General features: G+C 66.9%; 17 protein-coding genes and 1 pseudogene. 14 read left to right on the top strand and 4 right to left on the bottom strand.

Features of this window, described 5'->3' with window-relative positions:
• Positions 1 to 68: 68 nt before the first annotated feature.
• The 4 genes and pseudogenes from U1763_RS10260 to U1763_RS10245 all read left to right on the top strand — a co-directional run.
• The gene (locus U1763_RS10260; RefSeq protein ID WP_332755137.1) at positions 69 to 722 is read left to right on the top strand and encodes a cold-shock protein; all 654 of its coding nucleotides are present in this window, start codon (positions 69 to 71) and stop codon (positions 720 to 722) included.
• A 68-nt stretch (positions 723 to 790) separates the two neighbouring features.
• Complete coding sequence (locus U1763_RS10255; protein ID WP_332755404.1) at positions 791 to 1,216, top strand: DUF192 domain-containing protein; 426 nt, start codon at positions 791 to 793, stop codon at positions 1,214 to 1,216.
• 363 nt (positions 1,217 to 1,579) lie between these two features.
• Positions 1,580 to 1,972, top strand: coding sequence for an NADH:ubiquinone oxidoreductase subunit NDUFA12 (locus tag U1763_RS10250; RefSeq protein ID WP_132738795.1), 393 nt, complete (start codon positions 1,580 to 1,582; stop codon positions 1,970 to 1,972).
• Positions 1,973 to 1,974: 2 nt separating this feature from the next.
• A pseudogene (locus U1763_RS10245) lies at positions 1,975 to 2,403 on the top strand (DUF2155 domain-containing protein); the annotation flags it as partial.
• Between the two features lie 35 nt (positions 2,404 to 2,438).
• Here U1763_RS10245 and aat read toward each other — a convergent pair.
• From aat to U1763_RS10225, 4 genes are all read right to left on the bottom strand, one after another.
• Entirely contained in the window at positions 2,439 to 3,170 is a 732-nt protein-coding gene (gene aat / locus U1763_RS10240) for a leucyl/phenylalanyl-tRNA--protein transferase (RefSeq protein WP_332755136.1), read from the bottom strand.
• Positions 3,167 to 3,877: a ParA family protein gene (locus tag U1763_RS10235; protein WP_332755135.1), complete on the bottom strand. Its 711-nt coding sequence runs from the start codon at positions 3,875 to 3,877 to the stop codon at positions 3,167 to 3,169. The genes aat and U1763_RS10235 overlap by 4 nt, the downstream gene beginning before the upstream one ends.
• A 108-nt stretch (positions 3,878 to 3,985) precedes the next feature.
• Positions 3,986 to 4,369: a hypothetical protein gene (locus U1763_RS10230; RefSeq protein WP_132897821.1), complete on the bottom strand. Its 384-nt coding sequence runs from the start codon at positions 4,367 to 4,369 to the stop codon at positions 3,986 to 3,988.
• A gap of 122 nt (positions 4,370 to 4,491) precedes the next feature.
• A complete protein-coding gene (locus U1763_RS10225) occupies positions 4,492 to 4,662 on the bottom strand; it encodes a hypothetical protein (RefSeq protein ID WP_165886524.1) in 171 nt (56 codons plus the stop codon).
• 155 nt (positions 4,663 to 4,817) lie between these two features.
• Between U1763_RS10225 and U1763_RS10220 the strand changes: the two genes are divergently transcribed.
• The 10 genes from U1763_RS10220 (at position 4,818) to murD (ending at position 16,047) form a co-directional block, all read left to right on the top strand.
• On the top strand, positions 4,818 to 5,786 hold the full coding sequence (locus tag U1763_RS10220) for a cysteine synthase A (protein ID WP_332755134.1): 969 nt from the start codon (positions 4,818 to 4,820) through the stop codon (positions 5,784 to 5,786).
• 59 nt (positions 5,787 to 5,845) lie between these two features.
• Entirely contained in the window at positions 5,846 to 6,115 is a 270-nt protein-coding gene (locus tag U1763_RS10215; RefSeq protein ID WP_243693430.1) for a hypothetical protein, read from the top strand.
• A gap of 761 nt (positions 6,116 to 6,876) precedes the next feature.
• Entirely contained in the window at positions 6,877 to 7,377 is a 501-nt protein-coding gene (locus U1763_RS10210; protein WP_332755133.1) for a division/cell wall cluster transcriptional repressor MraZ, read from the top strand.
• On the top strand, positions 7,374 to 8,324 hold the full coding sequence (gene rsmH, locus U1763_RS10205) for a 16S rRNA (cytosine(1402)-N(4))-methyltransferase RsmH (RefSeq protein ID WP_332755132.1): 951 nt from the start codon (positions 7,374 to 7,376) through the stop codon (positions 8,322 to 8,324). Before U1763_RS10210 ends, rsmH begins: the two co-directional genes overlap by 4 nt.
• Positions 8,321 to 9,019, top strand: a complete 699-nt coding sequence (locus tag U1763_RS10200) for a hypothetical protein (protein ID WP_277982332.1) — start codon at positions 8,321 to 8,323, stop codon at positions 9,017 to 9,019. Before rsmH ends, U1763_RS10200 begins: the two co-directional genes overlap by 4 nt.
• Positions 9,016 to 10,734 carry a peptidoglycan D,D-transpeptidase FtsI family protein gene (locus U1763_RS10195; protein WP_332755131.1) on the top strand — a complete coding sequence of 573 codons (1,719 nt, stop codon included), beginning with the start codon at positions 9,016 to 9,018 and terminating at the stop codon, positions 10,732 to 10,734. The genes U1763_RS10200 and U1763_RS10195 overlap by 4 nt, the downstream gene beginning before the upstream one ends.
• A 10-nt stretch (positions 10,735 to 10,744) precedes the next feature.
• On the top strand, positions 10,745 to 12,160 hold the full coding sequence (locus U1763_RS10190) for a UDP-N-acetylmuramoyl-L-alanyl-D-glutamate--2,6-diaminopimelate ligase (RefSeq protein WP_332755130.1): 1,416 nt from the start codon (positions 10,745 to 10,747) through the stop codon (positions 12,158 to 12,160).
• A gap of 127 nt (positions 12,161 to 12,287) precedes the next feature.
• Positions 12,288 to 13,679 carry a UDP-N-acetylmuramoyl-tripeptide--D-alanyl-D-alanine ligase gene (locus U1763_RS10185; RefSeq protein WP_332755129.1) on the top strand — a complete coding sequence of 464 codons (1,392 nt, stop codon included), beginning with the start codon at positions 12,288 to 12,290 and terminating at the stop codon, positions 13,677 to 13,679.
• Entirely contained in the window at positions 13,680 to 14,750 is a 1,071-nt protein-coding gene (gene mraY, locus U1763_RS10180; protein ID WP_332755128.1) for a phospho-N-acetylmuramoyl-pentapeptide-transferase, read from the top strand.
• Positions 14,751 to 14,979: 229 nt separating this feature from the next.
• Positions 14,980 to 16,047, top strand: coding sequence for a UDP-N-acetylmuramoyl-L-alanine--D-glutamate ligase (gene murD / locus U1763_RS10175; RefSeq protein WP_443026910.1), 1,068 nt, complete (start codon positions 14,980 to 14,982; stop codon positions 16,045 to 16,047).
• The last annotated feature ends 10 nt before the right edge of the window (positions 16,048 to 16,057 follow it).

Raw genomic sequence — 16,057 nt, 5'->3', positions numbered from 1 at the left:
GCGACGAACCGTGCTAGCAAGGCGCTCAGGGGTGTAACAATGCGTAACGACACGCAGCAGGTGCTGACATGCCGGTAGAAATGGGGCCAGTGGAGGCGGGAACGACGACGCTTGCGGGCGGTGGGCTCGCGACCGGTGGTCTTGTGGGCGGCGGCCTCGTGGGGGGCGGGGAGCGCGTGAGTGCCGTGATCGTCGGCGGTGTCGTGCCGGAGGCCCGTGCCATCGGCGGGGTCATCAAATGGTTCGACGTGACTCGCGGCTTCGGGTTCGCGGTCGCGGACGACGAGACCGTCGGCGATATTCTGGTGCATTTCTCCGTCCTGCAACCGCATGGCCGCCGCAGCCTTCCCGAAGGCGCGCGAGTCGAGACGTTGTCGGTGCAACGCGGCCGCGGGTTCCAGGCGCGCGAAATCGTCTCGATCGACATGACCAACGCGGTCGAGGAGACGGTCCGTGCGCCGTCGTCGCCCGACCGGATCGATCCGATCGCGATGATCGACGCCGCCGGACCGTTCGAAGCGGCCTCCGTCAAATGGTTCAACCGTTTGAAGGGCTATGGTTTTCTGATACGCGGCGCCGATGGCAGCGATATCTTCGTGCATATGGAAACGCTGCGCCGCGCGGGAATCGAATCGGTCGAACCCGATCAACCGTTGCGCGTGCGCGTCGTCGACGGGCGCAAGGGGCCGCTGGCCGTTGCGGTCGAAAAGGATCTGGGATGAGTTTCGTTGCCAAGGCCGCGTTGGCGGCGGTGCTGGCGCTGGGCGCCGGCGCCGGGGGTGTCGCGTATATGAATAGCGGCGCTGATACCGAGGTGACCAAGGACGGCACACTCGCGCTCACGATCAAGAGCACGAACGGGACGCATGCGTTCACGGTCGAGAGTGCGAAGACGCTCGACGCGCAGGCGCGGGGGCTGATGTTCCGTACCGACCTGAAGCCCGATGGCGGCATGCTGTTCTGGCCCTATCCGCCGGCCGGTGGCGCGCCTGTGGTCGCGAACTTCTGGATGAAGAACACGCCGAGTTCGCTCGATATCATCTATATTCGCGCCGACGGCACGATCGCGCGGATTGCCGAGAATACGGTGCCGTTCTCGGAAACGCCGATTCCGTCGGGGGAGCCGGTCGGGGCGGTGCTGGAATTGATGGGCGGCCGGGCTGCGGAACTGGGGATCGCCGAGGGGGATCTGGTGACGTGGGACAAGGCGAAGTAGGCGCCTCCTCCGGGGTGGACAAAAAACGCTCTCCCAAAAGCTCGTCATCCCAGCGAAAGCTGGGATCTCCCCGTTCCAAGCCAGCGCTCGCCAACGGGGATACCCCAGCTTTCGCTGGGGTGACGGAATAGTGGGGGTGACGGAATAGTGGGGGTGGCGGAATAATGGAGGCGAGTGCTTACGGTCCAAGGACGCTTGGGCTGACGGAGGGGGAGTTCGTTATCGAGGGGGCGTCACCCCTCCGACTGGCTTCGCCAGCCACTTCCCTTTGCGGGGGGGGGGGATCAATCCTGACGGCATCGATGGCTGTATTCCCCTATCATCGAGGTTGAAGCCCGCCCCCACTCGGGTTAAGCGCCCGTCATGGGCTTTCTCGCATCGACATTCACGTGGTGGAACGGCGCCACCCTCGGCACCAAATTCGGCCTGCGCAGCATGGCGAAGATGGGTGAGGACGCGCTTGGCAACGTCTATTACCAGGGTGGCAAGGACACCGCCGGCAACCCGCGTCGCTGGGTGATCTATCAGGGCGCGACCGACGCGAGCCGCGTGCCGCCGGCGTGGTTCAGCTGGCTGCATCACCAGGTCGACGACGTGCCCGATCGCGCGCTGCCGCCGATCCGCGCCTGGCAGAAGCCGGCCGTGCCGAACATGACCGGTACCGCGCTCGCCTATCGGCCGTCGGGTGCGCTTGAAAAGGGCGGCAAGCGTGCCGCTGCGACGGGCGATTACGAAGCCTGGACGCCCGAAGGGTGATCATGCGCTGGCTCGCCGCGGCCGTGTTGGTCGTGGCGTTGGCGGTGGGCGGCTGGTTCGGATACCGCGCGCTGACCACGCCTGCGACTCCGGTTGCCGCGGTCCAGCAGGACCTGCCCGGGCCCGATGATGCCGGCAATTCCTCGATCGAGACGATCGATACCGGCGCCGCCGCGATCGCCAATGGCGGCACGCCGATGGCGCAGCGCGTCGCGGTGCTCGGCCTGCTCAACAAGCGTAACGGCGAAACCCGCGAAGTGACGCTGAGGCCCGGGCAGGCGACTCGGATGGGCGATGTCGTGCTGCGGCTTCGCGCGTGCGAGCAGACCGCGCCGTGGGAGCAGGAACAGCTGACCGGCGCGTTCGTCCAGGTGCTGGTACGCGGCGTCGACGCGCATTGGCGGCGGACGTTTTCGGGTTGGCTGTACAAGGAACGCCCCGCGCTGAACGCGGTGCAGCATCCGATCTACGACGTCTGGACCAAGAGCTGCGCGATGACCTTCCCGGAGACCGGGCCGGATACCGCGCCGCCCGCCGAAGCCTTGCCCGCCAAGCGATCGAGCGCGCGGAAATCGCCCGCAGCCGCCGAGACCCCGGCGGCGGACGACGGCTTGAGCGCACCGTCGAGCGACGCGCCCAGCAACGCGACGTAATCCGCCCGGTCGATCTCGATCGCGCCGAGCGAGGCGAGATGCGAGGTTTGGAACTGGCAATCGAGCAGCGTGAACCCGCCCGCGCGTAGCCGGGCGACGAGGTGTGCGAGCGCGACTTTCGACGCGTCGGTCGCGCGGCTGACCATGCTTTCGCCGAAGAACGCGCGGCCGAGCGACAGGCCGTAGAGCCCGCCGACCAGCTTGCCGCCGTCCCAACATTCGACCGAATGCGCGAACCCCATCGCGTGGAGGGTCTGGAAGACGCGTTCGATGCCGTCGTTGATCCACGTCTCGGGACGGCCCTCGACGCTTTCGGCGCACAATTGCACGACGCGCTCGAAGGCGGTGTCGACGGTGACCTGGAAGCGGTCGGCGACGATCGTTTTCCGCAGCGAGCGTGAGAGCTGGAAGCCGTCGAGTGGGAGCACCGCGCGGCGGCGGGGCTCGACCCAGTAGACGCTGGCGGCATCGCGGCTGTCCGCCATCGGGAATACGCCGACCGAATAGGCGCCCAGCACGAGTTGCGGGTCCAAAATGTCGCTCATGCGGCGAGCCGGTGTTCGATCCGCCGCCAGAGATCGGCAAACGCCTGCGCCGCAGCCGACTTCGGCGCGAACACGCCGACTGGGGCACGTTTGACCGCCATCGACTCGATCCCGCTCGCCATCGGGATGACGGGCCAGTCCGGATGCCGTTCGAGCGCCTCGGCATGCAGCGCGCGGCGCTTGTCGACCATGACGTGGACCGGGAGCAGCGCCGTGCGACCGCCGAGATGCTGGACGACCGCGTCGTACGCGCGGGTCGAGAGCGGGGACGGGATCACCGGGATCACGATCAGGTCGGCGGCGCGCATCACCTGGTCCGCGGTCTCGGTCAGGCCGGGCGGGCAGTCGAGGATCACGCGGTCATAGGTCTTGAGGTCTGCGAGCAGCTTGGCGAGGCGCTTCTTCTTGTCGAGATCGTGGAACAGCTGGTCGAGCCCGCGCAGCGACGCGTCCGCGGCGATCAGGTCGAGGTGGCGGTAGGCGGTCGGCCGCGCCTGCTTGGCGACCGCGACGTCCTTCGAGAACATCGCCTGCGCCTGATCGACTTTGCCCGCACCGCCGAGCACCCAGGTCGAGGCGGCCTGCGGATCCAGGTCCCACAGCAGCGTGCGGCGTGCGGACAAGGTCGCGGCGCACCACGCCAGGTTCACCGAAAGCGTCGTCTTCCCGACGCCACCCTTGAGGCTGTAGATCGCAACTGTTGCCATGGCGGCAGCGTGCCGGTCCGCGGCGGCGAGGGCAAGAGTGCGCGGCACAAAGAAAAACGGCCGGCGGATGATCCGCCGGCCGTTTCAGAACGAACAAACGCCAAAGACTTACGCGTGGCAAATCTGGGCCGACTTGCCCGGCGCGGTCAGCGTGACGTTGGTCTCGCTGCCGGTCATCGACCAGCCGCCCTCGGCGGTCTTCGGCGCGCCGGCGACATCCGACTTCAGCGTCGTCGGGGTGCCGTCCTTCTTGGTGCGGACCACCGCCTGCTTGTCGCCCTGGAAGAACGTCACGTAGAGCAGGCTGTTGTCCTTGCAGCGCAGCGTCGCCTCGGACTTGATCGCCGGCGGCAGCTCGACCGGCGCGGCGTTGGCGAGCGTGTTGGCCATCGGATCGGGATTGCTGTCCAGCACCTCGGGCGTAGCGGGCTTGGAGTTGCAGGCGGCCAGCACGAGCAGCGCGGCGACGGCGGAGAGGGGGAGGATTTTCATAGCGGAACCTCGCTTCGCGCATGCAGCATGGAGCGTCAAGGCTTATGGCCTTTCGTTCGCCCAGACGTTCGCCGCGCCGATTTTGCCTGACGACGAGCCGTGGCGTTTTCGCGACGGCGGCGTCACCGGATGTGGGGCGGCACGAAATCCGGCGTGTCGCCAAGCGAATCGATCCGGTCGTCGAGCACCGCGATCGGCGTCATCAGATGCGCGGCAATCAACGTCTCGCCAAGTCCGTCGAGGAGGCGCAGCGCTTCGTCGAGAAGCGCGCGGACGTTCAGATACGGTTCCACGATGCTTTGCCTCCGCCCAGAGATGAGGCGTCGATGTAACATAGATCAAGCGGGAGACCTAAATTCGGCGGTCGATGGGTTCATGCGGTTGGCGGTTTGATATGACAAAGTTTCGCTCGCTTGCCCGGTGTCGCTGGGGACGCCACATACAGTCCATGCAAACGACACCCGACACGCTCGCCCTTATCGGCAACACCCCGCTCGTCCGGCTGAAGGGACCCAGCGACGCCACCGGCTGCGACATCTTCGGCAAGTGCGAATACGCCAATCCCGGCGCGTCGGTGAAGGATCGCGCGGCGCTGTTCATCGTCGAGGACGCCGAGCAGCGCGGCTTGCTCCAGCCCGGCGGCACAATCGTCGAGGGGACCGCCGGCAATACCGGGATCGGGCTCGCGCTGGTCGCCAATGCGAAGGGCTACAAGACGATCATCGTCATGCCCGAGACGCAGAGCCGCGAGAAGATGGACACCCTGCGCGCGTTGAATGCCGAACTCGTGCTCGTCCCGGCCGCGGCCTTCTCCTCGCCCTGCCATTTCGTCCATACCTCGCGGCGGATCGCCGAGGAGACGCCGGGTGCGGTGTGGGCGAACCAGTTCGACAACACCGCCAATCGCCGCGCGCATATCGTCGGCACCGCGGAGGAGATCTGGGCGCAGATGGAAGGCCGCATCGACGGCTTCACCTGCGCCGCAGGAACCGGCGGGACGATCGCCGGCGTCGGGCTCGGGTTGAAGGCGAAGGACGAGAGTGTCTGCATCGCGCTGACCGACCCGCACGGCGCGGCGCTCTATAATTACTATGCGCACGGCGAGCTGAAGTCCGAGGGATCGTCGGTCGCCGAAGGAATCGGGCAGGGGCGGATCACCGCCAATCTCGAGGGCGCGCCGATCGACACGCAGTTCCGGATTTCCGATCAGGAGGGCTATGCCTGGGTCCGCCGTCTGCTCGACGAGGAGGGGCTGTGCCTCGGGCTGTCGTCGGGGATAAATGTCGCGGGCGCGGTGGCGCTGGCGCGACATCTGGGACCAGGCAAGCGGATCGCGACGATTCTGTGCGACACCGGATTCCGCTACCTATCGACCTTGTACGACCCGGCGTGGCGTGAGGCGAAGGGGCTCGGGTGAGCGACGTCATGCGCGGGAATCGACAGCGGCGCGGCGGTCGGGTATCCTGGCGCGGCAAGATGAAGCTAAACCATGAACCCTCGCAGAGCATGCAGCGCATCAAGGTCGGGATGATCGGCCTCGCCGCGGTCGTGCTGCTGATCGGCCTTGCGAGTGCGATCATCGGATCGGCCAGCCGCGAGCGTCCGGTCGCGACCGCGGGGACGGCACAAGCGGACGTGGTCGCCAACATGGCGGTCTCGAACGTAATCGACACGAAGAGCGCGGGGGAGCCACTGGCCGAGATGGGCGTGGCCCCGAGCGCGAACGCCCAGGCGCCTGCGCCATAGGGTTTGGCTTTGGTTTTGTGACCGCAATTTCGGTTTGACGGGCCTCGCGATCGATTTGGCCCGTCGCCTCGTCCCAGCCAGTCGCCTTTACCCGGCTCGTCACCTCGACCTAGCTCGTCACCCCAGCGAAAGCTGGGGTCTCCCGCGAGACAGATGACGTACGCCTTACGAGGAGACCCCAGCTTTCGCTGGGGTGACGGATGGTTGGGGTGACGGATGGCGGGGTGGTGGCGTGGTTGGGTGACGGCGTGGCCGGGTGGCGGCATGGCTGGGTGAGACATGGCCGGGTGAGGCGTGGCCGGGTGACGTCGCGGCCCGGCTCGTCACCCCGACCTAGCTCGTCACCCCAGCGAAAGCTGGGGTCTCCCGCGGGGCAGATGGCGCACGCCTTGCGATGAGACCCCAGCTTTCGCTGGGGTGACGGATTTTTGGGTGATGGTGGCTGGGTGAGGGCGGACCTGGGTGGCGGGATACGCTGGCTTGCACGCACCGATATAGCCCTATCCCCGAAAATCCCCCGCTTAGATCGCCACCAGCACGCCGATGGAATCCGATCTGCACGGAATTCCCTCCAAACCGACGCGCGAAACTCGTCGCAAATCCCTACAATCCCCAAAAATCCCGTTGCGTCCCCGAAGCGCTATGGTAGGTGGAGGTTAATACAGGGGCATTTTCATCGTTCGCTGAAAACGCGGTCGAAACGTAGCGATGGCTGCTTTTCGAAGCGGTGAAGCGTGCGCGCCAGTTCGAAGGGTTTTGGCGTGTCGGTACGGGGTCGCTATCAAGGAGACGGTATCGGCCTTGTCGACGACAAGGGCCGGGTAGCCATCCCCTCGGCACTCCGCACGATGCTCTCGGCAAATGCGCCAAAGGCGAACGGCAAGGACGGCGGGACCATCATCATCGGCGCGCATCAGAAGAATCGCTGCCTGGTCGCGTATGATCCTGGTTACGTCGACATCCTCGCCGAGCGCCTCGATCGCCGCGAATCCGAGAATCCTACCGAGAACGGCGAGTACGACTACAACATCAAGCGCGCCGCCGCGTCCGGCGAAGCGGTGCCGTTCGACGGTTCCGGTCGCTTCATCATGCCCGCGTTCCCGCGCTTCTATGCGGGCATCAAGGGCCATGCGTTCTTCTATGGCGTGCTCGATTACATCGAGATCTGGGACCCCGCGACGTTGATCGCCACCGACGGCATGCCCCCCGTCGTCAAGGAGATGGCGCGCTTCTACATGGCCGAGAAGGGGGTGCAACTGTGAGTTCCCCCGACGCTCCGCATATCCCCGTCCTGCTCGACGAAGTTCTTGCCGCGCTTTCCCCCGAGCCCGGCGAGACGATGGTCGACGGCACGTTCGGTGCGGGCGGCTACACGCTGGCGTTGCTCAAGTCGGGCGCGCGGATCGTCGCGTTCGACCGCGATCCAGACGCGATCGCCAATGGTCGCGCGATCGAAGAGGCCGAAGAAGGCCTGACGCTGGTCGCCGCGGACTTCTCGGCGATGGCGTCCGAACTCGAATCGCGCGGGCTGGCACCGGTCGATGGCGTCACGCTCGATATCGGCGTGTCGTCGATGCAGCTCGACCAGGCCGAGCGCGGCTTCTCGTTCCAGTCGGATGGCCCGCTCGACATGCGGATGGCGCAGGCCGGCATGTCGGCGGCGGATTTCGTCAACGAGGCGGACGAGAACGAGATCGCCGACGTGCTGTATCAATATGGCGACGAGCCCAAGTCGCGACGTGTCGCGCGCGCGATCGTCGCGGCGCGCCCACTGACGCGGACCGGCGAGCTGGCGCACATCGTCCGCCGCGCGCTCGGCTACAAGGCGCACGACAAGAAGGACCCCGCGACGCGCGCGTTTCAGGCGATCCGCATCCATGTGAACCGTGAGCTGGGCGAACTGGCCGACGGATTGCTGGCGGCCGAGCGCGTGCTGAAGCCCGGCGGTCGGCTCGCGATCGTGACGTTCCACAGCCTCGAGGACCGGATGGTGAAGCGCTTCCTGCGCACGCGGTCCGGTGGCTCGCCTTCAGGTTCGCGTCATCTTCCGCAGGTGAAAGCCGTTGCGGAACCTAGTTTTTCTCATGTCGGCCGCGGTGTTCGCGCCGGCGAGGCCGAGATCGCACGCAACCCGCGTGCGCGCTCGGCGACATTACGGACGGCGCGGCGGACCTCCGCGCAACCTTGGACGGAAGAGGTGACGACATGACGGCGGCGTATCGGATGAAGGGTGTGGGCTGGTTCGGGGGCTGCGTGGCCGTCGTGCTCGGTTTCTACCTCGTGTCGCTGCAGGTCGCCGCCGAGCGCAAGAAGCTGGAGGCGGTCAATGGTCAGATCCGCTCCGCGCAGCGCGACATCCGCGCGCTGGAAACCGAGTTCGACACGCGCGGCAACCTCGCGCAGCTCGAGCGCTGGAACGGCGATACGCTGGCACTGTCGGCACCGACGGCGGGCCAGTTCGTCGTGAGCGAGGCCGCGCTCGCGGCGCTCGACGTCAACAGCCTGCGCGCCGACGGGGTCCAGACCGCCGCGTTGCTCGTGCCGTCGGGGGCGGGGTCCGTCGTTTCCACCTCGATCGTCCCGGTCACTGCCGCTCCGCCCGTCGTGAAGCTTGCGCCCGTCGCCCCGGTCCAGATGGCGCAGGTTACTGCGCCGCGCGCGATGAACGTCGCGATCCAGGCTGCGTCCAAGACCGCGCTCAAGCCGGTCGTGATCCGCGCGTCGGTATCGACGCCGCGCTCGGCCGAGGCCGCACTCGTCCGTGCCGCCAAGACCGAACGCCTGGCGGCAGTGGCCAAGGTCCGGCCGCAGGCGGTCGCGATGCTCGACCGGAAGCTGTTGTCCGACACGACGCTGGGCGACATCATGAGCGGCGCCCGCTCCGAGAGCCGTAAGCGGCGGTGACCGCCTTGGTCGCCCGGCCCGTCTCGCAGCAACGTAGCGCCAACCAGCGTCATGCACTGGTGGCGACGGCGCACACGCGCCTGATGATGTTGATGTTCCTGTTCGGAGCAGCGGTGCTGGTGGTGGTCGGTCGGCTCGGGATGCTGGCGGTGCAGGCGTCGCTCGCCGATCCGCAGGCGCGCTCGGAGGCGATCGCGGCGCGCGGCGACATCGTCGATCGCAACGGCGCACCGCTCGCGCGGACGATCGATGCGTGGACGATCGCGGTACATCCGAAGAAGCTGATCGGCGATCCGACCGAGATCGCCAGCAAGCTCGCCGCGCTGATGCCCGAAGCGGGCGACCAGGCGCATTATTATGCGCTGCTGACGTCGGGCAAGAGCTTCATCTATCTGCAGCGGCGCGCGTCGCCGGCGCTGGTCGAGCAGGTCAATGCGATCGGCGAACCCGCAATCGTGTTCGACCGCGATACGCAGCGGCTCTACCCACAATCGACGATGGCGGCGCATGCGCTCGGCTTCCTGTCGACCGCGGGCCACGGCATGAGCGGGATGGAACGCGTGCTCGACGAGCGGCTGACCAATCCTGCGCTGAACGGCACGCCCGTCGCGCTGTCGCTCGACAACCGTGTCCAGGCGGCGATGGAGAGCGAACTTGGTCGCGCGATGACGACGTTTTCCGCGCGCGGCGCTGGCGGCATCGTGCTCGACGTGGCGACCGGTGAAGTGATCGCGATGGTCTCGCTGCCGACCTTCAACCCCAACCGCGTCGGCATGTCGGGCAGCGAACAGCTCCGCAACATCACGACTCAGAGCGTGTTCGAACTCGGCTCGACGTTTAAGCCGATCACGATGGCGACCGCAATGGACACGGGTGTCGTTACATCGTTCGCGCGGCGTTTCGATGCGACGCATCCGCTCCAGGTCGGGCGCTTCACGATCCACGACGAGCGCGGCGATCCGAAGCGCTGGCTCAACATGGCCGAGACGCTGATCTACTCGTCCAACATCGCCACCGCGCGTGTCGCCGACGAGGTCGGGCCCGCGAAGATGCAGGCTATGTTCAAGAAGCTCGGTTTCGATACAAAGCCCGATATCGAACTGCGCGAGAAGGGCCGCCCGTTGTGGCCGAAATACTGGGCGCGGACGACGACGATGACCACCGCCTACGGCCACGGCATCGCGGTGACCCCGCTGCATCTGGCGAGCGCGTATGCGGCGCTGGTCAATGGCGGGATCTGGCGGCCGGCGACGTTGCTGAAGGTCGCGCCGGGGCATGCGGTTGCCGGTCGCCGGGTGATCAGCGAGCAGACCAGCGCGCGGATGCGGCAGATGCTGCGGCTGATCGTGCAGCGCGGTACGGGGCGCAAGGGCGATGCACCGGGCTACCGCGTCGGGGGCAAGACCGGGACGGCCGAGGCGGCGGTCTCGGGTGGCTATGACCATTCGCGCAACGTGGCGACGTTTGCCGCGGCGTTCCCGATGGATGCGCCGCGCTATGTCGTGCTGGCGATGCTCGATTCGCCGCTCGGGACGAAGGAAACCGCCGGGTGGAAGACCGCGGCGTGGAATACCGCGCCGGTGGTGGGCCGGACGATCTCGCGCGTCGGTGCGATCCTGGGCGTGGTGCCCGACGCGCACCGCGACATCGACGAGTCTGACATCCTGCCGACTTTGTGGCAGGACCCGTCGCGTACACAGCCGACCGGGCAATGAGGACTATTGCATGAAACTCGCAGCGCTGACCGACGGGACGGAAGAGGCGCAGGTGACGGGGTTCGCGATCGATCACCGCAAGGTCGCGCCGGGCACGGTGTTCGGCGCGTTCGAAGGCGCGCGCGTGAATGGCGAGGATTATATCGGGGACGCGGTGCGGTCGGGTGCGATCGCGGTGGTGGCTCGGCCTGGGCTGACGGTCGAGGGTGCCACCTACATCGCCGACGACAACCCACGCGAACGGTTCGCGCAACTGGCGGCGAAGTTCTTCGCGCCGTTCCCCGAGACGTCGGTCGCGATTACGGGGACGAACGGGAAGACGTCGTGTGTCGAGATGACGCGCCAGCTGTGGCGGATGGCCGGGTTTCATGCCGCCTCGATCGGGACGCTGGGGGTTACGACGGCGGACGAGCGGGTGACGACCGGACTGACGACGCCGGATGTGGTGACGTTCCTGTCGAACGTGGCGGGGCTCGCGCGTGAGGGCGTCACGCACCTGGCGTTCGAGGCGTCGAGCCACGGCCTGACGCAGTATCGGACAGAGGGGCTCAAGGTGGCCGCGGCGGCGTTCACGAACCTCAGCCGCGACCATCTCGACTATCACGGCGACATGGCGGCGTACTTCACCGCCAAGATCCGGTTGTTCTCCGAAGTGCTGTCGACGGACGGCGCTGCGGTGGTGTGGGCGGATGATCCGCAATCGGCGCGGGTGATCGATCTGGCGCGGGAGCGTGGCAACCGGCTGATCACGGTCGGAACGCAGGGCGAGACTCTGCGGCTCGTGGGCCGCGATCCGACGCTGCTCGGGCAGGGGCTGACGATCGAGGCCGACGGCCAGACTTATAAGGTCACCTTGCCGCTGATCGGCGCCTACCAGGCGGCGAACGCGTTGGTGTCGGCCGGGCTGGTGATTGCCACAGGCGGCGATGTGGCCGCGACGATCGCCAACCTCGCGCGGTTGCAGCCGGTGCGTGGGCGGCTGGAGCGGGCAGTAATCGCGAAGTCGGGTGCCCCGGTCTACGTCGACTATGCCCACACCCCGGACGCGTTGGAAGCCGCGATCGCCGCGCTCAAACCGCATGCTGGCGGAAAGCTGATCGTGGTGTTCGGTGCGGGCGGCGACCGCGACACCGGCAAGCGCGAAACGATGGGGCAGGTCGCGGTGCAGCACGCCGACCGCGTGATTGTCACCGATGACAACCCGCGGACCGAGGACGCTCGCGCGATCCGTTGCGACGTCCTGAAGGGTGCGCGGGGGGCTGAGGAAATTGGCGACCGGCGGGCTGCGATCGGCGCGGCGGTGCGCGAGGCTGGGCCCGAGGATATCGTGCTGATCGCTGGCAAGGGGCATGAACAAGGCCAGATCGTCGGCGACATGGTCCTCCCCTTCGACGACGTGACCGTTGCGCGGGAGTGCGCAGCGTGAAAAGCACGACATCGTCATTCCCGTCCCGCTTGCGGGAGGGGCTAGGGGAGGGCGTGACGTACGTACTGGCGTCCGGTCTGTTTGGTCAGCCCCTCCCCCGACCCCTCCCGCAGGCGGGAGGGGAGCAGTGAGTCTCTGGACCTCGGCCGAGATCGCAGCGGCTACCGGTGGTGTGGCGTCTGGTGACTTCGCCGTCACTGGCGTTGCGTTCGACTCGCGCGAAGTTGGGCCCGGCGATCTCTTTGTTGCGATGAAGGGCGAGGCCAGCGACGGACACCTGTTCCTCGATCAGGCCTTCGCACAAGGCGCGGCGGGCGCGATCGTCTCCGAACCCTGCGACCACCCGCACGTGCTCGTGGCGGACAGTTTTGCCGCATTAAACGCGCTTGGCGCCGCCAGCCGCGCGCGCTCGTCCGCGAAGATCATCGGCGTGACTGGTTCGGTCGGGAAGACCAGCGCCAAGGAAGCGCTGTTCGCCTGCCTCGACCGCGCCGCACCCGGCGACGTGCATCGCTCGGTCAAGAGCTACAACAACCACACCGGCGTCCCGCTCAGCCTCGCCCGGATGCCGCGCGACGCGAAGTTCGGGGTGTTCGAGATGGGGATGAATCATGCCGGTGAACTCGCCGAGCTGACCCAGCTCGTCCGGCCGCACATCGCGATGATCACCGCAATCGCGCCGGCGCATACTGCGTTCTTCCCAGACGAAAGCGCGATCGCCGACGCCAAGGGCGAGATCTTCGCCGGGCTCGAACCGGACGGAACGGCGATCGTCCCCTACGACAGCCCGCACCGCGACCGGCTGCTCGGACACGCCGCGCCGCATGCCGCGCACGTCGTCACGTTCGGCAGCGAAAAGGGTGCCGACGTCCGCGCGATCGAGGCGATGCGGCTGCCGACGGGCGGGACGTTCGTCACCGCTCGGATGGGGCAGGGGGCCGAGCATGAGCTGAGCTTCACGATCGCGCACCCCGGCGCGCACTGGGTGTCCAATGCGCTTGGCGTGCTGGCGTGCGTGCAGGCAGCCGGGGGCGACCTCGGGCTGGCCGGGCTCGCGCTGGCCGAGCTTGGTGGGCTGCAAGGTCGCGGTGCGCGGTCGCTCGTCGAGGTCGGCGACGGGCAGGCGGTGGTGATCGACGAGAGCTACAACGCCAACCCGGCCTCGATGCGCGCGACGCTCAGCGTCCTCGGCCACGAGCCGGGTCGGCACATCGCGGTGCTCGGCGAGATGCGCGAGCTGGGTGAAGGGTCCGACAACTATCACGCCGGCCTAGCCGACCCCATCCTCGCCGCCCGCGTCGAAATGGCGCTGCTCGTCGGTGAAGCGATGGCGCCGTTAGCGCAGGTGCTTGAGGGACAGATCGAAACCGTCCATGTGGGCGACGCTGCGGCCGCGCTCGCGTCGTTACGGACGATCCTGGCGCCGGGCGATGTCGTGCTCGTCAAGGGATCGAACGGGGTGGGCCTCGCTCGCGTCGTGGCTGGTCTTCAAGCTGGCCTCAAAGGCGGGATTAACTGAATGTTGTACTGGCTCGCCGAGCATCTGGGGTTTCCCGGCCTGCTGAACCTCATCCGTTACCAGACGGTGCGGACCGGTGGTGCGGTCGCGACCGCGCTGATCATCGGCCTGATCATCGGGCCGAAGTTCATCGGCTGGTTGCGCGTGCGGCAGGGCAAGGGCCAGCCGATCCGCGCCGACGGCCCGCAGTCGCATCTGTCGAAGCGCGGCACGCCGACGATGGGCGGGCTGATGATCCTGACCTCGATGTGCCTCGCGATCTTCTTGTGGATGGACCTGAGCAATCCGTATGTTTGGGCGTGCGTGTTCGTGACGCTGGGCTTCGGAACGATCGGGTTCCTAGACGACTATGACAAGGTGCGTAAGGCGAGCACCGCGGGGATCAGCGGGCGGACGCGGCTGCTGCTCGAGTTCGCGATCGCCGGGATCGCCGCGACGATCATCATGTCGCAGAACGGGCCGCATCTGTATCTGCCGTTCACGTCGCGCATGTACCTCGATCTGGGCTGGTTCTTCCCGGTCTTTGCCGCTTTCACGATCGTGTCGTTCGGCAATGCGGTGAACCTGACCGATGGGCTCGACGGGCTGGCGACGATGCCGGTGATCATCGCCAGCGTCGCGTTCATGGTGATCGTGTATCTGGTCGGGAACGCTAAATTTGCCGGTTACCTCGGCATTCCTCACGTCAACGGCGCGGGTGAGTTGGCGATCTTCTGCGGAGCGATCGTCGGCGCGGGGCTCGCATTCCTGTGGTTCAATGCGCCGCCAGCTGCCGTGTTCATGGGCGATACCGGGTCGTTGGCTTTGGGCGGTGCGCTGGGGACCATCGCGGTCGTCGCGCATCACGAGATCGTCCTGGGAATCATCGGCGGGCTGTTCGTGATCGAGGCGCTGTCGGTGATCATCCAGGTGTTCTTCTACAAGCGCACCGGCAAGCGTGTCTTCCGGATGGCGCCGATCCATCATCATTTCGAACAGCTCGGCTGGGCCGAGGCGACCGTCGTGATTCGCTTCTGGATCATCGCGCTGGTGCTGGCGCTGGTCGGCCTTTCGACGTTGAAGCTGCGGTGATTGTCGCGAAGGCCTGGCGCGGGAAACGCTATGCGGTGCTGGGACTGGCGCGGTCTGGGGCTGCGACTGTGCGGGCGTTGGTGGCTGGTGGGGCGAGCGTGGTTGCTTGGGACTCCGACGAAGCAAAGCGCGACGTATTTGCTCCCTCTCCCCGGAGGGGAGAGGGCTTTTAGAAGTCGCACCGCTTGACGATCTCTCCGGCTTTGACGCTTTAGTCGTATCGCCAGGAGTGCCTCTCAACACGCACCCGCTCGCCGCTGCGGCCCGCGCCGCCAACGTCCCCGTGATCGGCGACATCGAACTCTTCGCGCAGGCCCGCGGCGACCTCCCCCCGCACAAGGTCGTCGGCATCACCGGCACCAATGGCAAGTCGACCACCACTGCACTTGTGCATCACATCCTCAAGACCGCCGGTGTCCCGACGCTGATGGGCGGCAATATCGGCCTGCCGATCCTCGAACAGGAGGCGCTGCCCGAGGGCGGCGTCTATGTGCTCGAACTGTCGAGCTACCAGATCGATTTGACGCAGACGCTCGATTGCGACGTCGCGGTGCTGCTCAACATCACGCCGGATCATCTCGACCGCTATGACGGGTTCGAAGGCTATGCGGCCTCCAAGGCGCGGCTGTTCGCGATGCAGTCGGCCGAGCATGACGCGGTCATCGGCATCGGCGATGCGCCGTCTGCGCAGATCGCGCGCGGGCTGTCGGCGAAGAGCGAGCATCTCACCAAGATCGCGCCGGGCGTATGCCTGTTCCAAGGCAATTGGCCCGCGCTCCAGGGGCCGCACAACGCGCAGAACGCGCTCGCCGCGATTGCCGTCGTGAAGGCGCTGAGCGTGAGCGAGGTCGATATCGATCGTGGCCTCACCAGTTTCACCGGCCTGCCGCACCGCATGCAGCAGATCGCCTCGTATGGCGGCGTCGCCTATGTCGACGACAGCAAGGCGACCAACCCCGAGAGCACCGCGCCGGCGCTCGCCGCGTTCGACCGGGTCCACTGGATCGTCGGCGGTCGCGCTAAGGGCGACGACCTCGACGCGTGCAAGCCAGCGTTCGGTCACGTCGTCCGCGCCTACGCGATCGGCGAGGCAGGGCCGAGGTTCGCCGAGATTTTGAAAGATTTCATGTCCGTCGAGAATGTCGGCACGCTCGACGCCGCCGTCCGCAGCGCCGCCGCCAACGCCAAGCCCGGCGACACGGTGTTGTTATCCCCCGCTTGTGCTAGCTTCGACCAGTTTGGCGATTACGAAGCGCGCGGGGCGGCATTCCGCGCTGCGGTGGAGTCGCTGGCATGACCGATATGCG

Origin of the sequence: Sphingomonas sorbitolis (assembly GCF_036663875.1) — a bacterium.
In the GTDB taxonomy this organism is placed as follows: Bacteria; Pseudomonadota; Alphaproteobacteria; order Sphingomonadales; family Sphingomonadaceae; genus Sphingomonas.
This window is presented reverse-complemented; position numbering and strand designations above follow the sequence as displayed.